Raw genomic sequence first — 18,439 nt, forward strand, 5'->3', positions numbered from 1 at the left:
GGCGTCCCCTCCAGGTGTTCTTGTGATGGTCGACTAGCGGACGGTCGGCAGGCCAGCGGCCTTCCAGGCGATGATCCCGCCGGTCAGGTGGGTGTCGAGCGCGTGACCAGCCTTCTGGCAGTGGCCAACGGCGGTGGCCGAGCGCTTGCCTGAGCCGCAGCTGAACACCACCGCCTTGCCGCTGGCGTCCGGCAGGACCTTCGGGTCGAAGCTGGACAGCGGGACATTGACCGCGCCGGGGATGCGCTCCGCGGCGAACTCGGCCGGCTCGCGCACATCGACCAGCAAGATTTCCTGGGCGTCGAGGGCGGTCTTCACCTGCTGGGCGGTGAGGTCCTTGGTCTTGGGCGATCCGAACATCAATGGGTCTCCTTGAGCGAGGCGGGATGGGGGGCGGCTTCGGGGCGGGCGCAGAAAAGACGCGACAGAGTTTCGACCAGGGCGCGGGCCCGCCCGCCGCGAAGGCCGTAAAAGACGGTCTGGCCCTCACGCCGGGCCGAGACGACGCCGTCCCGGCGCAATAACCCCAGGTGTTGCGAGGCGAGCGTCTCGCGAACCCCCAGCGCCAGAGCGAGCGCCCCCACCGACTGCTCGCCGTCTATCAGCGCGCAGACGATCATCAGCCGATGCGGGTTGGCCAACGCCTTGAGCAGGGCGCAGGCGTCGTCCGCGGAAGCCTTGAGGACGTGGGGTTCAAATTTCATAGTTGCGTATATGCGACTTTACGAATATTCAGTCAAGTATCGATAGGGTCACGGTATCCCGACGGTCTGGCTCAAACCTGATCCTGATCAAAACGAGCCGTGCGGAGTGGGCCCAGTCTCGGCTGGCGACCACCGCGTTTGAGGAACGAGATCATGGCCAAGCCGCGCATCGTCATTCTAGGCGCCGGATTGGGCGGCGCGATCGCCGCCTTCGAGATCAAGCAGGCCGTGGGTGACAAGGCCCAGGTCGAGGTGGTCTCCCAGGGCGACACCTTCCACTTCGTGCCGTCAAACCCCTGGGTCGCCGTCCACTGGCGCGAGCGCGAGGCCATCGAGGTCAAGCTGCCGCCGGTGTTCAAGAAGAAGGGCATCGGCTTTCGCGGCGTGGGAGCGGCCAAGGTCATGCCCGAGCGGGACCAGCTCGAACTGACCGACGGCGTGCTGCTCGACTACGACTATCTGGTGATCGCCACGGGACCGGACTTGGCCTTCGACGAAATCCCCGGCCTTGGCCCGCACGGGGGCTTCACCCAGTCGGTTTGTCACGTCGACCACGCCGAGGCGGCGGCGGCGGCCTTCGACCGCTTCGTGGAAAACCCCGGGCCGATCATCGTCGGCGCGGTGCAGGGCGCCTCGTGCTTCGGCCCCGCCTACGAGTTCGCGATGATCCTCGACACCGAGCTCAAGCGCCGCAAGATCCGCGACAAGGTTCCGATGACCTTCGTCACCTCCGAACCTTATGTCGGCCACCTGGGCCTGGACGGCGTGGGCGACACCAAGGGGCTGCTCGAAAGCGAGATGCGCGAGCGTCACATCAAGTGGATCACCAACGCCAAGGTCGCGTCGGTCGAGGCTGGCGTCATGCACGTCGAGGAGATCGCCGAGGACGGCGCCGTCAAGGCGACGCACGATCTGCCTTTCGCCTATTCGATGATGTTGCCGGCCTTCCGGGGCGTGGCCGCTGTCCATGGGGTCGGCGGCCTGACCAATCCGCGGGGTTTCATCCTGGTCGACAAGCACCAGCGCAATCCGACCTATCAGAACGTCATGGCCCTGGGCGTGTGCGTGGCCATCGCCCCGACCGGCAAGACGCCGGTGCCGGTGGGCGTGCCCAAGACCGGCTTCATGATCGAGAGCATGGTCACGGCGATCGCGCACAATCTCAAGGCGATCGTCGAGGGCAAGCCAGCCACTCATGAGGCGACCTGGAACGCCATCTGCCTGGCCGACTTCGGCGATGGCGGCGTGGCCTTTATCGCCCAGCCCCAGATCCCGCCGCGTAACGTCAACTGGTCGGCGGGCGGCAAGTGGGTCCACCTCGCCAAGGTTGGGTTCGAGAAATACTTCCTGGCCAAGGTCCGGCGCGGCGAGAGCGAGCCCTTCTACGAGAAACTCGCCCTGGACGTCATGGGCATCCACAAGATCAAGCGCTGAGGCGAAAGACGTTGTGATGCGACAGCTTGTTTGTCCCGCCCACGGCGACCAATCGCGCGACGCAAGGCGACAAAGTCCTGGCGGCCAAGCGCGGCCAGCACCTGTTCGACGGCCGTCCCATTGAGGTCGGCGCCACGCGGATCGTCGCCTGGACGCGCCAGGTCATGGCCGAGGCGAAAGCCTCGGTCGCTTGAGGAGTTTGATAATGACCATCGACCGCATGGTTCTAGCCTTCGCCGGCTTTGTCGTCCTTCTGGGCGTTGGGTTGGCCCATTTTGTTCATCCCTGGTGGATCGCCCTGTCGATCTTCGCCGGCCTCAACATGATCCAGGCGGCCTTCACGGGCTTCTGCCCGGCCGCGATGATCTTCAAGAAACTCGGCGTCAAGCCGGGCGTCGCCTTCCGGTGAGCCCCATGCGCGCCGTTCTCGCCCTGGCCTCGCTGTCCATCGCCTTCGCCCCCTCGGGGGCGTCGGCCATGACCCTGCCCGAGGCCATCGCCATGGCGCGGCGCGCCAATCCTGAGATGGCGCAGGTGCAGGCCCAGTCCGACGCGGCCTTGGCGCGCCTGGCCCAGGCGCGCGCCGGGCGTCTGCCAAGCCTGACCTTGTCGGCCGAGGCCGCCAGCGGGACCAGCGACCTTGGCGGCTTCTTCGGTTTCGGCCGGAGCGACGTCACGCCCCGCGCCGTGTCTCTGCAGCTGCGCCAGCCGCTCTTTAGCGGTGGCGCGGTCAGCGCCGCCGTCGCCCAGGCCGGGGAGGAAAGGAGCGTGGCCTTGGCGGAGGTCGTCGGCGCGGCGGCGCTGCTGAGCGCGCAAGTCGCCGGGGCCTATGTCGGGGTTCTGAGCGCCCAGGATATGTTGGCCTTGAGCCGAGCCCAAGTCGCCCAGATGGAGACCATCACGACGCAGGCGCGGTTGCGCTTCAAGGCCGGCGAGATTCCTCGCACCGAGCTTGATCAGGCCATGGCCCGCGAGGCTGAAAGTCACGCGGCTCTGGCGCGGGCCGAAGGTCAGCTGGCCAGGAGCCGGGCCCATTTCGTCTCGCTCGTTGGCGTCGAGGCCGATGACCTGGAGACTGACATCGCCAGCCCCGCGACGCCCGCCTCGCTGGATGAGGCGATCGCGACGGCGTCTAGGTCAAGTCCGCTTCTGCTGGGCGCACAAGCCGCCGAACGGGCCGCCCAGGCCGGAGTTCGCCGCGCCCGGGCCGAACGAGCGCCGAGCCTGGCGCTGTCGGCAACGGCCGGCGCCGCGCGCGACCAGTTCTTTCCCGGCTACCGCGCCGATGGCGTGACGGTTGGAATTCAAGGCCGTTGGGCCTTGTTCTCCGGCGGCCTGGTGAGTGGGCGCGTGGATGAAGCCGGGGCCGGCCTGAGGCTCGCCCAGGCGCGGCTGGACGCCGCGCGCAACCAGGTGCGCGAGGCGGTCATCGGCGCCTGGGGCGATGTCGTCACCTCGCGCGCGGTGCGAACCGCCGCCACGAACCAGGCCCGGGCCGCGACCAGCGCGCTGGACAGTGTGCGGCACGAGGTTCGGCTCGGCCAAAAGCCCCTCCTGGATCTTCTTGACGCCGAACGTGAAGCCCTGGCTGCGCAAAACGCCTTGGTCGCCGCGCGTGGCGAGGCCACGATCTCGATCTATCGTCTCAACGCGCTGCTGCCTGCCCAATGAGCCAACGGCGGCGTTGGTCGCGGTCGGCGTTAGGCGGGCGGGGGATCCGCCTTCCCATCCTGGCCACCAGAAACAAGTCCTCGCCGCCATCTGTCGATCGTGCGCATCAGCGGCGTCGCCGTCACGCCATGAATGAGAATTGAGCAGAGGACGATGAAGCTAGTGATCGCCCAAAGGCGGGCCCAGCCGTCGAACTCACCGTGATTAAGGGCCCAGGCCAGATAATAGAACGATCCAATTCCGCGAATGCCGAAGAACGAGACGAACGCGCGTTCGCGCCGCGAGTGCGGCGCGCCGATCAGGCCGATCCACCCGGCGAGCGGCCGAATGACGAACAGGAGCGCCAGGCCCAGCGCCGCGTCGCTCCACGTGAGCGGCGCCAGCAGCCCGCTAGCGATGGCGCCCCCCAGCAGCACGAGCACCAGCATCATCAGCAGGCGTTCGATTTGCTCGGCGAAGTCATGCATCGCCTCATGAAATTCATGGTCCCGCTCAGCGGCTCGCAGGGTGAGCGCCGCTACAAACACCGCCAGGAAGCCATAGCCATGCGCCGCCTCCGCGGTGGCGTAGGCGAACAATGTCGCGCCCAGCGCCACGAGGCCATCGCCGGTCCCGGACAATCGTGCACGGGGCGCCTTGAAGGTGAGCCATCCCAGGCCCTTGCCAACCGTCCAACCCACGGCGATCCCAGCCGTGATCCGCCACAACGCATCCACAGCCAGCCAATGACCCAAGAGATCGGGCCTGAGTACGCCGCCTGTCGCGGCCAGGGCCACGGCCAGGTGCACGAAAGGGAAGGCGAAGCCGTCGTTCAGTCCCGCTTCCGAAGTCAGAGCGAACCGCGCTTCGCCGTCTTCCCCAGACCGAGGCGGTCCGACCTGGACATCCGAGGCCAGCACCGGATCCGTCGGCGCCAACACCGCGCCGAGCAGCAGGGCCGACGCCAGGCCGAGCCCCAGCCCATGGACACCGACAAGCGTGACGCCAGCGATCGTCAGAGGCATGGTGATGGCGATCAGGCGCCAGGACGATCCCCACGCCTTCCAGCCGATGCGGCGATCAATCTTGAGGCCCGCGCCCATGAGCGAAACGAGCACGACCAATTCCGTGAGCTTCTCTGTAAGCGTGGAAAAGCGCAGCGGATTGGGATGGAACGAAAGCGCGCCAGACTGGAAAACCACGACACCGGCCCCCACGCACAGGATGGCCAGCGAGAGCGGTAGGTTGCGCAACGCCAAGGGCAGCCAGGCCACCAAAAGCACAATCACGCCCAGGCCCAGAAGGAAAAGGATGTAGGGGTCTAGAGGCATCGCCTGTTAACGCGCCGAGTTCCCGATGGCGCCCGCCTTGCGAGCGTCTGCTTTGGTCAAATCTTCAATCGGGCGCGGGACGTCAGCTGACTGGACGGCCACGCTCTACCCGACGGGCCCGGGCCTCAGCGTCCTTGCGCAGGGTGAAGGTCTCAGCCAGATAGCGACCCTCGAGACGGACTTGGACGCGCCAGCGCCCGGATTCCTGTTTTACGATGGTGGCCAATTTCGTGTGCTCTATGCGTGCGGCCAGCAATCAATTTGTGGGAATAAGCGCGGAATTCGGCTCAAAAATTGATACGTAATTGGATGATTGAACCTGTTGATAATGCTCTAAGAATGCATAAATTTCAACCACATAGATTTTCTGTCGCGCCGATGATGGACTGGACCGATCGGCATTGTCGGTCGCTGCACCGGGTGCTGTCCAGCCGGGCGTTGCTCTATACCGAGATGGTGACCAGCGGCGCGGTGGCGCATGGGGATCGCGAGAAGCTGCTGGGCTATGATCCTGGCCAGCATCCGGTGGCGCTGCAGCTGGGCGGATCGGATCCGGTCGAGCTGGCGCAGGCGGCGCGGATCGCCGAGGAGTACGGCTACGACGAGGTGAACCTCAACGTCGGCTGCCCGTCCGATCGGGTGCAGAGCGGCCGGTTCGGGGCTTGCCTGATGCGCGAGCCGGATCTGGTGGCCAAATGCATGGCGGCGATGAAGGACGCCGTGAAGATCCCGGTGACGGTGAAGTGCCGGATCGGCGTCGACGACCAGGATCCGGAAGAAGCGCTGTTCACCCTGGTCGACCGCAGTGCGGCGGCCGGGATCACCGGCTTCGTGGTCCATGCCCGCAAGGCCTGGCTGAAAGGCCTGTCGCCGAAGGAAAACCGGGACATTCCGCCGCTGGACTACGAGCTGGTCTATCGGCTCAAGCGCGAACGGCCGAACCTGACGATCGCCATCAATGGCGGCGTGCCCAGCGTCGAAGCGGCGCTGGAGCATCTGGCGAACGGCGTCGACGGGGTGATGCTGGGCCGCGCGGCCTATCACGAGGCTGGCCTGCTGGGCGAGGTCGACCGGCGAGTGTTCGGCCTGGACGTCGCCGACGTCGACAGCTTCGAGGCCGTCGAGCGCTACAAGCCCTATCTGGCGCGAGAGCTGGCGGCTGGGACGCATCTGGCGGCGATGAGCCGGCACATGCTGGGCCTATTCCACGGGCTGCCGGGCGCACGGGCGTGGCGACGCATCCTGACGGTCGAGGGCGTCAAGGCGGGCGCGGGGCTGGATGTCGTGGATCGGGCGCTGGACGCCGTGCGCGCGGCCTTGGCGGCGCGAGAAGAGCGGGCGGAGCTTACCGCCTAGACTACGGGTGCAGGATCAGCGAGTTCGGGGTGGCCTCGAACCGCGACAGACGGCCAAGATAGCTCATGCCCAGCAGCGAGTTCTCGAGGCCTTTCTCGATGACCAGGGCGTCTACGTCGCGGACCTTGGCGCCGGAAATGGCGACGCTGGCCAGCTTGACCGAGGCGGCGCGGGTGCGGCCGTCGGCGGTGATGACATTGTAGTCGTAGGTCAGCTTGCTGGTGTCGATGCCCAGACGCTGGGCGTCGGCCATGCTGAGAGAGACGGCGGTGGCGCCGGTGTCGACCAGGAAGCGCACGGCCTTGCCGTCAATGGCGCCCTGGGCCCAGAAGTGACCGTCGCGATCCTTGGTGATCTGGGCCGCGCCGCCTTCGGCGCCGCCCAGGGTGGCCGAGGCCGCGGTCGGGGCGCGGAGTTCCGGATGACGCAGGTCGTCCAGCGAGACGACGGCCTTGGCCGCGCCTACCGCCGACAGGGCGCCCACGAAAGCGATCGCCGCGAACCTCAACATAGAAGACACCCTCGCCAGACCGGCCTTGAGACCGCTTCTGCGGCCGTTACCAAAATCATTAGCAGGGAGGCGTTTTCAAGGCGTGAATCGGCAAGGCGATTTTCACACCATGGTTACCAATATCACAACAAGTATAGTCTGTACTGACGGGTGTTCATATTACATCGATTTAACATTACGCATTACATCGTCGTAATGCTTTTCATGTCCTGGAATTAACTTCGGAAAGCTCTGTGACGGCGTTATCTCTCCCGGCGACAATAAAGTGGCTTATCGAGGGAAAACGCCATGAAAACGCTGATCATCGCGACTGTCGCCGTCGCGTCGCTCGCAAGCGCGGCCCACGCTGGCTCCATCACCAATCTGCAGTTCCTCGAAGCGGCGCGCTGCCGTGGACTGGCCGGTTCGGAAAACCTGGGCAAGTTGGACACCGCCGCGCTGGATACGCTCCTGCGCACCGAGGCCGGTACTCGGGACCTAGCATCGCTCAATTCGGCCCAGAACAAGCTCAAGGCCGCGGCGAAGGAAGCCGACGCCGCTGACGGCGAAAAGAAGACCAAGCTCCTGGCTGAACGGGAGAAGGCCTGCGGCGCCTATATGGGCGCGGCGAAGTAGGGCCTAGCCCTGACTGGCCGCTATCAGAGCGGCCATCGGATCCGGGCGATCGGGGAGGGCGGCCATGACCTTGGCTCGCTCCTCGTCGGTCAGCCTGGCCCAGCCAGCGATTTCCGGCAGGGTCCGGCGGCAGCCCAGGCAGTAACCCGTCGTTCCGTCCACCGCGCAGACCTTCACGCAGGGCGTGACGATCGGGCGGGGCGGGGTGGCGGGGGCGGTCATCAAGAACAGTTCTGAGCGTCCAAACGCCCGAGCGCAAGCGTCGGCGGCGAGAGCCCCGTCGCGCCCGGATCACACTGGAGAGAGGAAGACTTTCATGCGCAAGCTCATCGCCATCGTGCTGACCGGCGCGGCCCTGTCGGCCGCGGCCGCCCCGGCCTTCGCCGCCGACCGGTGGAGCGACGCCGAATTCCTGAAGGCTAACCGCTGCCTGGGCTTGGCCCTGTCGGCCGACCTGGGCGCCGTCGACGTATCGGCCCTCACCGCCCAGATCAAGGATCAGGGCAGGGGTCGCGACATCTCGATGCGCGATCGCGGCGACGGCATGCGCGACGACGCACGCCGCGCCGGCAAGACCCGCAACGAGACCGTTAAGGCCAAGCTGCTGGCCGAGCGCGACGGCGGTTGCAAGGCCTTCATCGGCACGTCGGTCGCCACGTCGGGCGCGTCGTCCTAAAGGCTTGCCGTCCTGAAGGCTTTCTGGGGTTGCTTTGGGCGCGGACGGGTTTAAGTCCGCGCCCATGACCGCTTCTCCGTTCGCCGACATCCGCCAGCTCGCCGTCTCGCCGCCCGCGCCCGGTCCATCCCCGACGCTGGAGCAGGGCGGACGCCTGGCCGAGATCGCCGCCTGGCTGACCGCCTGGAGCGGCAAGAGCCCGCCGGCCGTCAATCGTCCGGTGGTGGCGCTCTACGCTGGGGCGCAACAGGGCGTTGGCCCGCGCGGCTACGCCCGTGACCGCCTGGAAGCCATCGCCTCGGGTGGCGCGACCGTCTCGCGCCTGGCCGGCGTGCAGGGCGCGGGCCTGGAAGCCTTCGACCTGGCCATCGATCGCCCGTCGCCGGACTTCGTCGGCCAGGCCTCGATGAGCGAGAAGGAAGCCGCCGCCACCATGGCCTTCGGCATGGAGGCTCTGGCCAAGCAGCCCGACCTGCTGATTCCCGGCGTCATCGTCGCCGAGGCCGCTCGCACGGCGGCCGCGGTATGCCTGGCCCTGTTTGGCGGTGAGGCCTCCGACTGGTCCGACGATCCCGAGCCGGTGGCCGCCGCCGTCGCGCGCGCCAAGCAAGAAGGCGTGGGCGAGGATCCGCTGGAGATCCTACGCCAGCTGGGCGGCCGCGAGACCGCTGCCGTCGTCGGCGCGATCCTGGCCGCCCGCACGCAGAAGATTCCAGTGCTCCTGGACGGCTATGCCGCCTGCGCCGCCGCCGCCATCGTGCGCGCCGTCGAGCCCAGCGCCATCGACCACTGCCTGGCCGCCCATGTCAGCCCGACCAGGGGGCATGCCCGCTTGCTTGAAATCCTCGACAAGCGCCCGCTTCTGGCGCTCGATACCCTGGACGAGGAAGGGGTTGGCGGCGCCTCGGCCCTGGCTCTCGTCAAGCTGGCCTGCGAGGTCCGCTGAGCGAGTTTCGGATGCGTTAAGTGAACGTGGATCACATTCACTTCCGTTGACGCTAACGTCATCTTTCCAAACGCTCGTTCGACATCTATCGTGGCGTTCGAAACGCAATAACGGCCTTCCCAAGAAGGGCCGGCTGAACGGGAGCTCGCCATGAATCTCGACTTCTCGCCCGAGGACCTCGCCTTCCGCGACGAGGTCCGCGCCTTCATCGCCGAGAACTATCCGGCGGGCCTGCGGGAAAAGCAGGAAGAGGGCGAGGAGATGGCCAAGGAAGACTTCCTCTCCTGGCATCGCACCCTCGCCAAGAAGGGTTGGGTCGCCCCGGCCTGGCCGGAGAAGTACGGCGGTCCGGGCTGGACCTCGGTGCAGCGCTACATCTGGTCGGAAGAGACCGCTCGCGCGGACTGCGTGCCGATCCTGCCGTTCGGCATCAACATGGTCGGCCCGGTGATCTACACGTTCGGCACGCCGGAGCAGAAGGAACGTTTCCTGCCGCCGACCTTGTCGGGCGACATCTGGTGGTCGCAGGGCTACTCGGAACCGGGCGCCGGTTCGGACCTGGCCAGCCTGAAGACCAAGGCCGAGCGCTTCACTGGCGACGACGGCAAGGAATACTACCTGGTCAACGGCCAGAAGACCTGGACCACCCTGGCCCAGCACGGCGACTGGATCTTCTGCCTGGTCCGCACCGACCAGGCCGCCAAGATCCAGGAAGGCATCTCGTTCCTGCTGGTCGACATGAAGTCGCCCGGCGTAACCGTGCGTCCGATCATCACCCTGGGCGGCGAGCACGAGGTCAACGAGGTCTGGCTCGAGAACGTCAAGGTGCCGGTCGAGAACCGCATCTTCGACGAGAACAAGGGCTGGACCTGCGCCAAGTTCCTGCTGGCCCACGAGCGTAGCGGCATCGCCGGCGTGGCCCGCTCCAAGCGCGGTATCGAGCGCATCCGCCAGATCGCCTCGACCGAGCTGTCGGACGACGGCGACGCGCTGATCAAGGATCCGATGTTCAAGCGCAAGGTCGCCGAGCTGGAGATCGACCTGACGGCCCTGGAATATACCGAGCTGCGCACCCTGGCGGGTGAAGCGGCCGGCAAGGGCCCGGGCCCGGAGTCCAGCGTCCTGAAGATCAAGGGCACCGAGATCCAGCAGCGGATCACCGAGCTGGTGCTGGAAGCGGCCGGCCACTACGGCGCGCCGTACTTCCGCGGCTTCCCGAAGGACGGCGACAACGCCCATCCGATCGGTCCCGACTTCGCCCACCGCGCCGCGCCGACCTATTTCAACGTCCGCAAGACGTCGATCTACGGCGGCTCCAACGAGATCCAGCGCAACATCATCGCCAAGATGGTGCTGGGGCTCTGATCCTCTCTTCCTTCTCCCCTTGCGGGAGAAGGTGTCGCGAAGCGACGGATGAGGGGTTTCTGGGCGCGCCCGAAAGTCCGCGCGCCCCCTCATCCGACGTCCTTCGGACGCCACCTTCTCCCGCAAGGGGAGAAGGGTTCGGAACAACAATCAAACCCCTGACGGGGAACCATAAGAGGAAACGTCCCTCATGGATTTCAACTTCACCGAAGAGCAGTCGATGGTCCGCGACACGGTCGCGAGCTTCCTGCAGGACAAGTACGATTTCGAGACCCGCCGCAAGATTGTCGCCTCCGAGAGCGGCTGGCGCGCCGACTACTGGAAAGCCTTCGCCGAGGAGCTGGGCATCCTTGGGGCTTCGTTCAGCGAGGAACTGGGCGGCCTGGGCGGCGGCGCGATCGACAACATGATCATCATGGAGGAGTTCGGTAAGGCGCTCGTCATCGAGCCCTACCTCGGCACCGTCGTCATCGGCGGCGGCTTCATGAAGCACTCGGGTTATGCGGGCGCGGCCTCGGTGATCGAGGGCATTGTCGGCGGGACGACCACCATCGCCTTCGCCTACGCCGAGCCGCAGGGGCGTTACACCTGGCAGGACCTGAAGACGACCGCCAAGAAGGACGGTTCGGGCTGGGTTCTGAACGGCCACAAGGCCGTGGTGGTCGGCGCGCCGTTCGCCAGCCACCTGATCGTCACGGCCCGCACCGGCGGCGCCCAGCGCGACACCGGCGGCGTCGGCGTGTTCCTGATCGACAAGAACCTGCCGGGCCTCGTCACGCGCGACTATCCGACCGTCGACGGCAACCGCGCCTCGGAAGTGTATTTCGAGAACGTCTCGGTTCCGGCTGACGCGCTGATTTCCGAGGACGGCCTGGGCCTCGTCAACCAGGTGATCGACGAGGCCGCCGCCGCCGTCGGCGCCGAGGCCGTGGGCGTGCTGCGCAAGCTGCACGAAGGCACCCTGGACTACGCCAAGCAGCGCAAGCAGTTCGGCGCCGCCATCGCCAACTTCCAGGTGCTGCAGCACCGGATGGTCGACATGTTCATCGAGGTCGAGCAGTCGGTGTCGATGATCTACATGGCCACCATCAAGGTCGACGAGAGCGCCGCTGAGCGCGCGAAGGCGGTGTCGGCCATGAAGGTCCGCATCGGCCGCGCCTGCAAGTTCGTGGGCCAGAACGCCATCCAGATTCACGGTGGCATGGGCATGACCGACGAGTTGGCCATCGGTCACTATTTCAAGCGCGCCAGCCTGATCGAGGGCCTGTTCGGCTCGGTCGACCATCACCTGAAGCGCTACGAATCGCTGTCGTTCGACGCTGCCGCCTAAGCAGCCTACGGACCAACGGGTCCAAACCAGACGAGCCGCCTGCGTCATGCCGACGCGGGCGGCTTTTTTCTGCGCGGCCGGCGGCGGCGGCGGCGACAAGCGCGCTCGCGGGGCGCGGCCGCGGATCCAGGCCCGACAAAGCCTTGCCACGCTTTGGTTGGCGGGAATATCGCGCCGTATACGGATTAAATCACCCAGCCAAATCAGTACGCTGCGACCAGATTATCCGCAGGCTGATATGGTCTTTATACGGAGTATTTTTGCTTGCGAAGCGCGGCGATGGGCGCATCCTTGGCTTTGACGCGCTGACGACTAGGAGGGTGAGAGCCCCTGTAAGCCGCGCGCGTCTCCTGGTCCTAAACGGCTATGTCTGGGAGACGCCGCCATGAATACATCGAAGATGAACCACGCCATGTTCTCGTTCGCCCTGATGGGCGGCATGCTGGTCGGAGGTCGGCCGAGTTCGAAGCCGCCGAAGTCGTCGTCCGCGAAGTCCGGGCGCAAGTAGCGTACTTTTTGAGCCACGCGCGACGATCGCCGAAACCGGCGTCCACGATCGGCTGTCACGCGTTTGCGGGTCCCACACGCAAAAAGAGGCCTCCGCCGGTTTCGTCGGCGGAGGCCTTTTGCTTCACCCCTGAAGGCTTCAGCTCTTCGGCTTGGCGGCCGTGTTGCACTCGGCGATCGCCGCGTCCTCCAGCGGCTCGCCGCGGTAGTTGAACGCGGTCAGCTCGCCGAGCTGGCCGGCCAGCTTACGGCAGGCGCGGGCGACGGGCAGGGCCCGGACCTTGGTCGCGGTGCACATGTCGGCCTTGCAGCGCCAGACCGAACCGTCCTGGATGAAGTGATCCGTCGAGACGGGGGTCTTCAGTTTCAACCAGGCGCCTTCGCTGTCGGCGGCGAGGGCGGGGCTGGCCAATGAGCCAGCCATCAGGGCGCAGGCCATCAGGCCCGCGTAAGCGATGTTACGCATTTCCTTAGTCTCCTATCCCCGCGCCGGATGGGAGATCCGGCGCCTAGAGCCCGCATGGGCGGGCTCTAGATTTGAAGTTGGAGCGCGTTTTGCGGGCGAAACCGCGAACACTTTCGCCCAACGCGCTCTGAGCTCGCGGCCTTGCATGCCGGAGAGCTCAAACGGATAGTGCGTCTCTTTTGAAAACTAAGTCAACCGTCGAAGCGTGGCCGGAGCGCCTGCCTGGTAGATTTCTTCGTCCCAGGTCATCAGGGCGGGCGTGACGTCCTCGGCCTTCTCGACCGCGCGCCAGGCGTCGGCCAGGCTGGGCGGGGTCAGGCGGGCGTCGATCGTGTGGCGGATCAGCTCGAACAGCGGATCCCAGAAGCCGCCGGGGTTATGGAACACAATCGGCTTCTGGTGAAGATCTAAACGGCGCCAAGATAGCAATTCGACGATCTCTTCCAGCGTGCCGATGCCGCCGGGCAGCACGACGAAGGCGTCCGAGCGCTCGAACATCATCATCTTCCGCTCGTGCATGTTGTCGACGATCACCGTCTCGACGTCGTCGAACGGCTGCTCGCGGCCGCGCAGGAAGGTCGGGATGATTCCCAGCACCGCGCCGCCGGCCGAGTGGGCGCCGCGCGCGGTGGCCCCCATCAGCCCGACGCCGCCGCCGCCATAGATCAGCTTCAGGCCCGCGCGGGCGAAGCTTTCGCCAATCGCGAAGGCGTCGGAGATGTAGCTGGGGTCTGCGTCGTTGGACGAACCGCAATAGACGCAGACCGATCCCAGGCGGCTAGACTCGTCGGTCATCGTCGTCCACTCCACACAAGACGAAGGCGCGCGGGCTCGCGCGCCTTCGATGAATTCCTATTTGAGGCCACATGATCAGGATTCGCTTCCGGGCTTTCAAGCCGCAGATCCTCGCCATGGGCCTCGTCGCCGGACTCGCCGCTTGTGGACCCAGCACGCCCGTCGCGCCAGCCAAGCGCGACAGGCCCGACAGCGCCGAGGCCGGCTATGTGGCGCCGCCCACCGTGGACACCGCGCGCCGGGCGGCGAACGGCGTCTCGCTGGCGGGCAAGGGCGCGCCGGACTCCGACCTGCGCATGGGCTCGCCCACCGGCGAGGTGGTGATGGGCCGGGTCGACGGCGTGGGACAGTGGACCGTCACGGTGCCGGACGCGCCCGGCGTGCGCCTGTTTGGCTTGTCGACCACCCACGATGGCCGCACGGTCCAGGCCGAGGGTTATGTGATGGTCGCCGAGAGCGGCGAGGTCGCCCTGTTGCGGGCCGGGGCGGGTGCGATGCGCTTGGCTGGCGCCTCGTCATCTCCGCGCATCCTGACCATCGACGTCGACCAAGAGGGGGGCGCGGTCGTCTCCGGCGTCGCCGCGCCGGGCGCGGGCCTGAACGTCCGCGTCGACCGCATCACCCAGGGCGGCGCCCGAACCGACGAGAACGGGCGGTTCTTCATTTCACTGCGGGGCCTGCTGACGCCCGGCGTCCACGATATCCAGGTCGCGGGCGAGGGCGGCGAGAACGCGGTCTCGGTCGCCATCACCCCGGCCGCGACGCTCACCTACGGCCCGGTCCGCGCCGAGCGCGCCGCCAATGGCTGGCGGGTTGACTGGATGACCCCCGGCGGCGGCGTCCAGTCCACCTATCTGATCGGCGACGCGCGATGAGAGGCATGGGCGGTCCGCCCTCGGCCGGTCGCGCCGCCACGCCGGGCGCGATCGCCGGCGCCGAGCAGCCGGTGCGCTTCTGGCGGGCGATGGGCGATCTTTTCCAGCTGGTCCTGCGCTCCAACGCGCCCGGTCTGCACTGGCGGGTGACCGTGGCCCTGGCCCTGACTCTGGCGGGCAAGGTGCTGGGCGTGCTGGCCCCGCTGATGCTGGGCAAGGCGGTCAATCAGCTGTCCGAGGGGCAGGGGGCGGCGGTCGCCGTCACCTGGGCGTTCGCGGGACTGGCTGTCGGCTGGGCCCTGATCCGTTTCGTCTCCGCCGCGGCGCCGCAAGCGCGCGACACTATCTTCACGCCCGTGGCCCAGGCGGCGCAGACGCGGGCGGCGGTCGAGACGTTCTCCCACGCCCTGTCGCTGTCGATCGACTTCCACCAGTCCAAGCGCACCGGCGCGCTGTCGCGGACGATCGATCGCGGCGCGCGGTCGATGGATTTCCTGCTGCGGAGTCTCGTTTTCAACCTCGCCCCGACCGGCGTCGAGCTGGTCCTGGCCGCGATCGTCCTGGCCAAGGCCTATGACTGGCGGTTCGCGGTCGTGGCCCTGGCGACCGTCGGCGTCTACGGCTACCTGACCTTCGCCATTTCCGACTGGCGGATCGGCCACCGCCGGGCCCTGAACGAGGCCGACGCCGAGGCCGCGGGCAGGGCGGTCGACGCTCTCCTGAACTACGAGACCGTCAAGTCGTTCGGCGGCGAGGGGCGGGCGGTCGGCGGTTATGAACGGGCGCTGGACGTCTATGGCGAGGCCCAGATCAAGGCGACCAACTCGCTGAACCTGTTGAACCTGATCCAGTCGGCGGTGATGAGCCTGGGTCTCGGGGCCATGGCCGTGTTGGCCGGCGCCGAGGCCGCCGCGGGCAAGATCGGGCCGGGTGACGTCACCGCCGCCGTTCTGATCCTGATCAATCTCTATGCCCCGCTGAACATCCTGGGCTTCGCCTATCGCGAGATCCGCCAGTCGCTGATCGACATGGAGGCGATGCTGGAACTGCGTCGCCAGACCGCCGACGTGGCCGACGCCCCAGACGCCCGCGACCTGCCGCCCTGCGCTGACCAGCGTGGCGGCGCGGTCGCCTTCGAGCAGGTCTCGTTCCGCCACGGCGCGCGGTCGGAGGGGCTGTCCGACGTCTCCCTGGCCATCGCACCGGGGACCACCGTGGCCATCGTCGGTCCCTCGGGCGCGGGCAAGACCACTCTGGTGCGCCTGGCGCTCCGGATGATCGACCCGCAGTCGGGCCGCGTGACCCTGGACGGCCATGACCTGCGCGACCTGCGCCAGGCCTCGCTGCGCCGGGCCGTCGCCCTGGTCCCGCAGGACGTGGCGCTGTTCAACGACACCCTGGCCGCCAACATCGCCTTCGCTCGCCCCGAGGCCTCGGAGGCCGAGGTCTGGGCGGCGGCCGAGGCGGCGGAGCTGGGCGAGTTCATCCGCAACCTGCCCGACGGCATGGCCACCAAGGTCGGCGAGCGGGGGCTCAAACTCTCGGGCGGCGAGCGCCAGCGGGTGGGCATCGCTCGGGCCCTGCTGGCCGAACCGCGCGTCTTGATCCTGGACGAGGCCACCAGCGCCCTGGACAGCCGCACGGAGGCGGCGATCCAGGCGACCCTGCGCAAGGCGAGGGCAGGGCGGACGACCCTGGTCGTGGCCCACCGCCTGTCGACCATCGCCGACGCCGACGAGATCGTGGTGCTGCGCCGGGGCAAGATCGTCGAGCGCGGCCGCCACGAGGTCCTGCTGGACGCCGGCGGCGAGTACGCGGCCCTGTGGCGTCGCCAGACCCGCGAGCGCGAACCCGTTTAGTGGATTTCGCGCCCTCGGGCCCAGGTCTATATCCAGGCCGACTTTAGAGGGAGCTTCGTCTTGCGCTATCAACACAGCATGGTCCGCGTCCGCGATCTGGACGCCTCGCTGCGGTTCTACTGCGACGGCCTGGGCCTAAAGGAAATGTACCGCTCGGAGCACGAGAAAGGGCGCTTCACCCTCGTGTTCCTGGCCGCGCCGGACGACGTCGACCTGGCCAGCGACCGCAAGGGCCCGATGGTCGAGCTGACCTACAACTGGGATCCCGAGGACTACGGCGGCGCCCGCAATTTCGGCCATCTGGCCTACCGCGTCGACGACATCTACGAGACCTGCCAGCGCCTGATGGACATGGGCGTGACCATCAACCGTCCGCCGCGTGATGGCCACATGGCCTTCGTGCGCTCGCCTGACGGCATCTCGATCGAACTGCTTCAGGAAGGCGACCTGCCGCCGGCCGAGCCCTGGGCCTCGATGCCGAACACGGGCGCCTGGTAGGTCTTTTAGTTGGCGCGCATTAGGCGAAACCGTTCACACTTTCGCCTAGTGCGCCTTCAGGCGCGGGGGCGGGCCAGCTCTTCCAGTCGCCGGCGCGGCGCGTCGGCGATGCCGGCCCACAGTATGCGGGCCAGCTCGAGCCGGTAGGCCGTGGCGTAGCCGGTGACGAACATGGCGGCGACGCCGTCGGTCACGGCGCGCGACAGGTCCTTGCGGGCCAGGATCGCCTTGCGGTCCACCGGCGCCGCGCTGTCGGCGGCGGCCACGCGCTTGTCGATCTGGATCGCCGCCTGAACGGCCAGACTGATCAGGGCCGGCATCTGGCTGATATCGCCGCGGATCTTGGCCTGGACGGTTCCACCGTCCGCCGCCAGACCGAAGTCCAGCGTACCCGTCACGCGTTCCAGGGTGGCTGGCCAGTGGTCATCGGCGGTCGTCATGGTGAAGATAGGCCCCCCCCGAGCCTTATGCGATCTCTCCGGATAGCGATGTTCGCGGACGGATCAATCCCGCGAATTGTCTCGTCCTCGTTTTGGGTCGGCTCTGGAAAAACCGCGGTCGGCTCTCCAAATGCAACCGGCGCCGTTGCGAGCGTCAAAAGAGGTTCCCCGCATGTCGGATCTGTCCGCCTTTCCGATCACCCAGCGCTGGCCGGCCCAGCATCCCGACAAGATCCAGCTCTATTCGCTGCCGACGCCCAACGGGGTGAAGGTCTCGATCATGCTGGAAGAGACGGGCCTGGCGTATGAGCCGCATACCATCGACATCGGCAAGGACGAGACCTGGGGGCCTGAGTTCCTGTCTCTGAACCCGAACGGCAAGATCCCGGCGATCATCGATCCCGACGGTCCGGGCGGCAAGCCGCTGGGCCTGTTCGAGAGCGGCGCGATCCTGGTCTATCTGGCCGAGAAGACCGGCAAATTCCTGCCGGCCGATCCGGCCGCGCGTTACGAGACCCTGCAGTGGGTCTTTTTCCAGATGGCCGCCATCGGTCCGATGTTCGGCCAAGTCGGCTTCTTCCATAAGTTCGCGGGTCGCGAATACGAGGACAAACGGCCGCTGCAGCGCTACGCCACCGAGTCCAAGCGCCTGCTGGGCGTGCTGGAAGGGCGCCTGGCCGACCGCCAGTGGATCATGGGCGATGAGTACACCATCGCCGACATCGCCACCCTGGGCTGGGTCCGCAACCTCAACGGCTTCTACGGCGCGGGCGAACTGGTCGACTGGGCGTCGCTGAAGCACGTGCCGCGTTGGCTGGAGGCGGGTTTGGCTCGTCCGGCCGTGCAGCGTGGTCTTGAGATTCCGAAGCGTCCGTAGGCGAGTAGCACGACCCCTGCGACCAAATGGTCAGAGCGTTAAGAATTAAGACTCGGTTAACCATAAGTCGCCGATTTTCAGGGTGTCTTCTTTTGAAGGCGCCCACCATCACTGACTTCCACAGCCCGGCCGCAAGCCGGGCTGTTTTTTTGGAATTAGGCGCTTGCATCGTCGCACCCAGGCGGCTATCACGCGGCCTCTTCA

23 protein-coding genes are annotated in these 18,439 nt (G+C 66.9%); 15 read left to right on the forward strand and 8 right to left on the reverse strand.

Features of this window, described 5'->3' with window-relative positions; genetic code table 11:
* Positions 1–33 precede the first annotated feature (33 nt).
* Together ACW173_RS17135 and ACW173_RS17140 are read right to left on the reverse strand one after the other, a co-directional pair.
* The gene (locus ACW173_RS17135; RefSeq protein WP_492081265.1) at positions 34–360 is read right to left on the reverse strand and encodes a rhodanese-like domain-containing protein; all 327 of its coding nucleotides are present in this window, start codon (positions 358–360) and stop codon (positions 34–36) included.
* Complete coding sequence (locus ACW173_RS17140; RefSeq protein WP_492081267.1) at positions 360–704, reverse strand: ArsR/SmtB family transcription factor; 345 nt, start codon at positions 702–704, stop codon at positions 360–362. Before ACW173_RS17140 ends, ACW173_RS17135 begins: the two co-directional genes overlap by 1 nt.
* A 153-nt stretch (positions 705–857) precedes the next feature.
* Between ACW173_RS17140 and ACW173_RS17145 the strand changes: the two genes are divergently transcribed.
* From ACW173_RS17145 to ACW173_RS17160, 4 genes are read left to right on the forward strand one after another with little or no spacing between them, the layout of a single operon-like run.
* Entirely contained in the window at positions 858–2,138 is a 1,281-nt protein-coding gene (locus ACW173_RS17145; protein ID WP_492081269.1) for an NAD(P)/FAD-dependent oxidoreductase, read from the forward strand.
* 26 nt (positions 2,139–2,164) lie between these two features.
* Positions 2,165–2,332: a hypothetical protein gene (locus tag ACW173_RS17150; RefSeq protein ID WP_492081271.1), complete on the forward strand. Its 168-nt coding sequence runs from the start codon at positions 2,165–2,167 to the stop codon at positions 2,330–2,332.
* An 11-nt stretch (positions 2,333–2,343) separates the two neighbouring features.
* Positions 2,344–2,547 (forward strand): YgaP family membrane protein, encoded by a 204-nt coding sequence (locus ACW173_RS17155; RefSeq protein WP_125158031.1) that lies wholly within the window; start codon positions 2,344–2,346, stop codon positions 2,545–2,547.
* A 5-nt stretch (positions 2,548–2,552) separates the two neighbouring features.
* Complete coding sequence (locus ACW173_RS17160; protein ID WP_492081273.1) at positions 2,553–3,809, forward strand: TolC family outer membrane protein; 1,257 nt, start codon at positions 2,553–2,555, stop codon at positions 3,807–3,809.
* Positions 3,810–3,838: 29 nt separating this feature from the next.
* Here ACW173_RS17160 and ACW173_RS17165 read toward each other — a convergent pair whose 3' ends face one another.
* Positions 3,839–5,119 (reverse strand): cation:proton antiporter, encoded by a 1,281-nt coding sequence (locus ACW173_RS17165; RefSeq protein ID WP_492081274.1) that lies wholly within the window; start codon positions 5,117–5,119, stop codon positions 3,839–3,841.
* Between the two features lie 339 nt (positions 5,120–5,458).
* Between ACW173_RS17165 and dusA the strand changes: the two genes are divergently transcribed.
* Entirely contained in the window at positions 5,459–6,475 is a 1,017-nt protein-coding gene (dusA, locus tag ACW173_RS17170) for a tRNA dihydrouridine(20/20a) synthase DusA (RefSeq protein ID WP_492081276.1), read from the forward strand.
* A 1-nt stretch (position 6,476) separates the two neighbouring features.
* Here dusA and ACW173_RS17175 read toward each other — a convergent pair whose 3' ends face one another.
* Complete coding sequence (locus ACW173_RS17175; RefSeq protein WP_492081277.1) at positions 6,477–6,995, reverse strand: TIGR02281 family clan AA aspartic protease; 519 nt, start codon at positions 6,993–6,995, stop codon at positions 6,477–6,479.
* A gap of 279 nt (positions 6,996–7,274) precedes the next feature.
* On the opposite strand from ACW173_RS17175, the gene ACW173_RS17180 reads away from it, so the two are divergent.
* The gene (locus ACW173_RS17180) at positions 7,275–7,601 is read left to right on the forward strand and encodes a hypothetical protein (RefSeq protein WP_492081279.1); all 327 of its coding nucleotides are present in this window, start codon (positions 7,275–7,277) and stop codon (positions 7,599–7,601) included.
* A gap of 3 nt (positions 7,602–7,604) precedes the next feature.
* Here ACW173_RS17180 and ACW173_RS17185 read toward each other — a convergent pair whose 3' ends face one another.
* Complete coding sequence (locus ACW173_RS17185; RefSeq protein WP_492081281.1) at positions 7,605–7,823, reverse strand: DUF1289 domain-containing protein; 219 nt, start codon at positions 7,821–7,823, stop codon at positions 7,605–7,607.
* Between the two features lie 94 nt (positions 7,824–7,917).
* On the opposite strand from ACW173_RS17185, the gene ACW173_RS17190 reads away from it, so the two are divergent.
* The 5 genes from ACW173_RS17190 (at position 7,918) to ACW173_RS17210 (ending at position 12,426) form a co-directional block, all read left to right on the forward strand.
* Positions 7,918–8,277 carry a hypothetical protein gene (locus tag ACW173_RS17190; protein WP_492081283.1) on the forward strand — a complete coding sequence of 120 codons (360 nt, stop codon included), beginning with the start codon at positions 7,918–7,920 and terminating at the stop codon, positions 8,275–8,277.
* 64 nt (positions 8,278–8,341) lie between these two features.
* Positions 8,342–9,223, forward strand: coding sequence for a nicotinate-nucleotide--dimethylbenzimidazole phosphoribosyltransferase (locus tag ACW173_RS17195; RefSeq protein WP_492081285.1), 882 nt, complete (start codon positions 8,342–8,344; stop codon positions 9,221–9,223).
* A 150-nt stretch (positions 9,224–9,373) separates the two neighbouring features.
* A complete protein-coding gene (locus tag ACW173_RS17200) occupies positions 9,374–10,588 on the forward strand; it encodes an acyl-CoA dehydrogenase family protein (RefSeq protein WP_492081287.1) in 1,215 nt (404 codons plus the stop codon).
* 190 nt (positions 10,589–10,778) lie between these two features.
* Complete coding sequence (locus ACW173_RS17205) at positions 10,779–11,918, forward strand: acyl-CoA dehydrogenase family protein (RefSeq protein WP_492081288.1); 1,140 nt, start codon at positions 10,779–10,781, stop codon at positions 11,916–11,918.
* Positions 11,919–12,288: 370 nt separating this feature from the next.
* A complete protein-coding gene (locus ACW173_RS17210; protein ID WP_492086006.1) occupies positions 12,289–12,426 on the forward strand; it encodes a hypothetical protein in 138 nt (45 codons plus the stop codon).
* Positions 12,427–12,564: 138 nt separating this feature from the next.
* On the opposite strand, the gene ACW173_RS17215 is transcribed toward ACW173_RS17210, so the two are convergent.
* Complete coding sequence (locus ACW173_RS17215) at positions 12,565–12,891, reverse strand: DUF8200 family protein (RefSeq protein ID WP_492081289.1); 327 nt, start codon at positions 12,889–12,891, stop codon at positions 12,565–12,567.
* 186 nt (positions 12,892–13,077) lie between these two features.
* Positions 13,078–13,686: an LOG family protein gene (locus ACW173_RS17220; protein WP_492081291.1), complete on the reverse strand. Its 609-nt coding sequence runs from the start codon at positions 13,684–13,686 to the stop codon at positions 13,078–13,080.
* Between the two features lie 71 nt (positions 13,687–13,757).
* Between ACW173_RS17220 and ACW173_RS17225 the strand changes: the two genes are divergently transcribed.
* From ACW173_RS17225 to ACW173_RS17235, 3 genes are read left to right on the forward strand one after another with little or no spacing between them, the layout of a single operon-like run.
* A complete protein-coding gene (locus ACW173_RS17225) occupies positions 13,758–14,561 on the forward strand; it encodes a hypothetical protein (protein WP_492081293.1) in 804 nt (267 codons plus the stop codon).
* On the forward strand, positions 14,558–16,420 hold the full coding sequence (locus ACW173_RS17230) for an ABCB family ABC transporter ATP-binding protein/permease (protein ID WP_492081294.1): 1,863 nt from the start codon (positions 14,558–14,560) through the stop codon (positions 16,418–16,420). The genes ACW173_RS17225 and ACW173_RS17230 overlap by 4 nt, the downstream gene beginning before the upstream one ends.
* 60 nt (positions 16,421–16,480) lie before the next feature.
* On the forward strand, positions 16,481–16,918 hold the full coding sequence (locus ACW173_RS17235) for a VOC family protein (protein WP_492081296.1): 438 nt from the start codon (positions 16,481–16,483) through the stop codon (positions 16,916–16,918).
* A 56-nt stretch (positions 16,919–16,974) separates the two neighbouring features.
* Here ACW173_RS17235 and ACW173_RS17240 read toward each other — a convergent pair whose 3' ends face one another.
* Positions 16,975–17,358 carry a hypothetical protein gene (locus ACW173_RS17240; protein ID WP_492081298.1) on the reverse strand — a complete coding sequence of 128 codons (384 nt, stop codon included), beginning with the start codon at positions 17,356–17,358 and terminating at the stop codon, positions 16,975–16,977.
* A gap of 172 nt (positions 17,359–17,530) precedes the next feature.
* On the opposite strand from ACW173_RS17240, the gene ACW173_RS17245 reads away from it, so the two are divergent.
* On the forward strand, positions 17,531–18,235 hold the full coding sequence (locus ACW173_RS17245) for a glutathione S-transferase N-terminal domain-containing protein (protein ID WP_492081299.1): 705 nt from the start codon (positions 17,531–17,533) through the stop codon (positions 18,233–18,235).
* Positions 18,236–18,439 lie beyond the last annotated feature (204 nt).

The sequence above is a fragment of the Caulobacter sp. ALps2 genome (assembly GCF_058681635.1).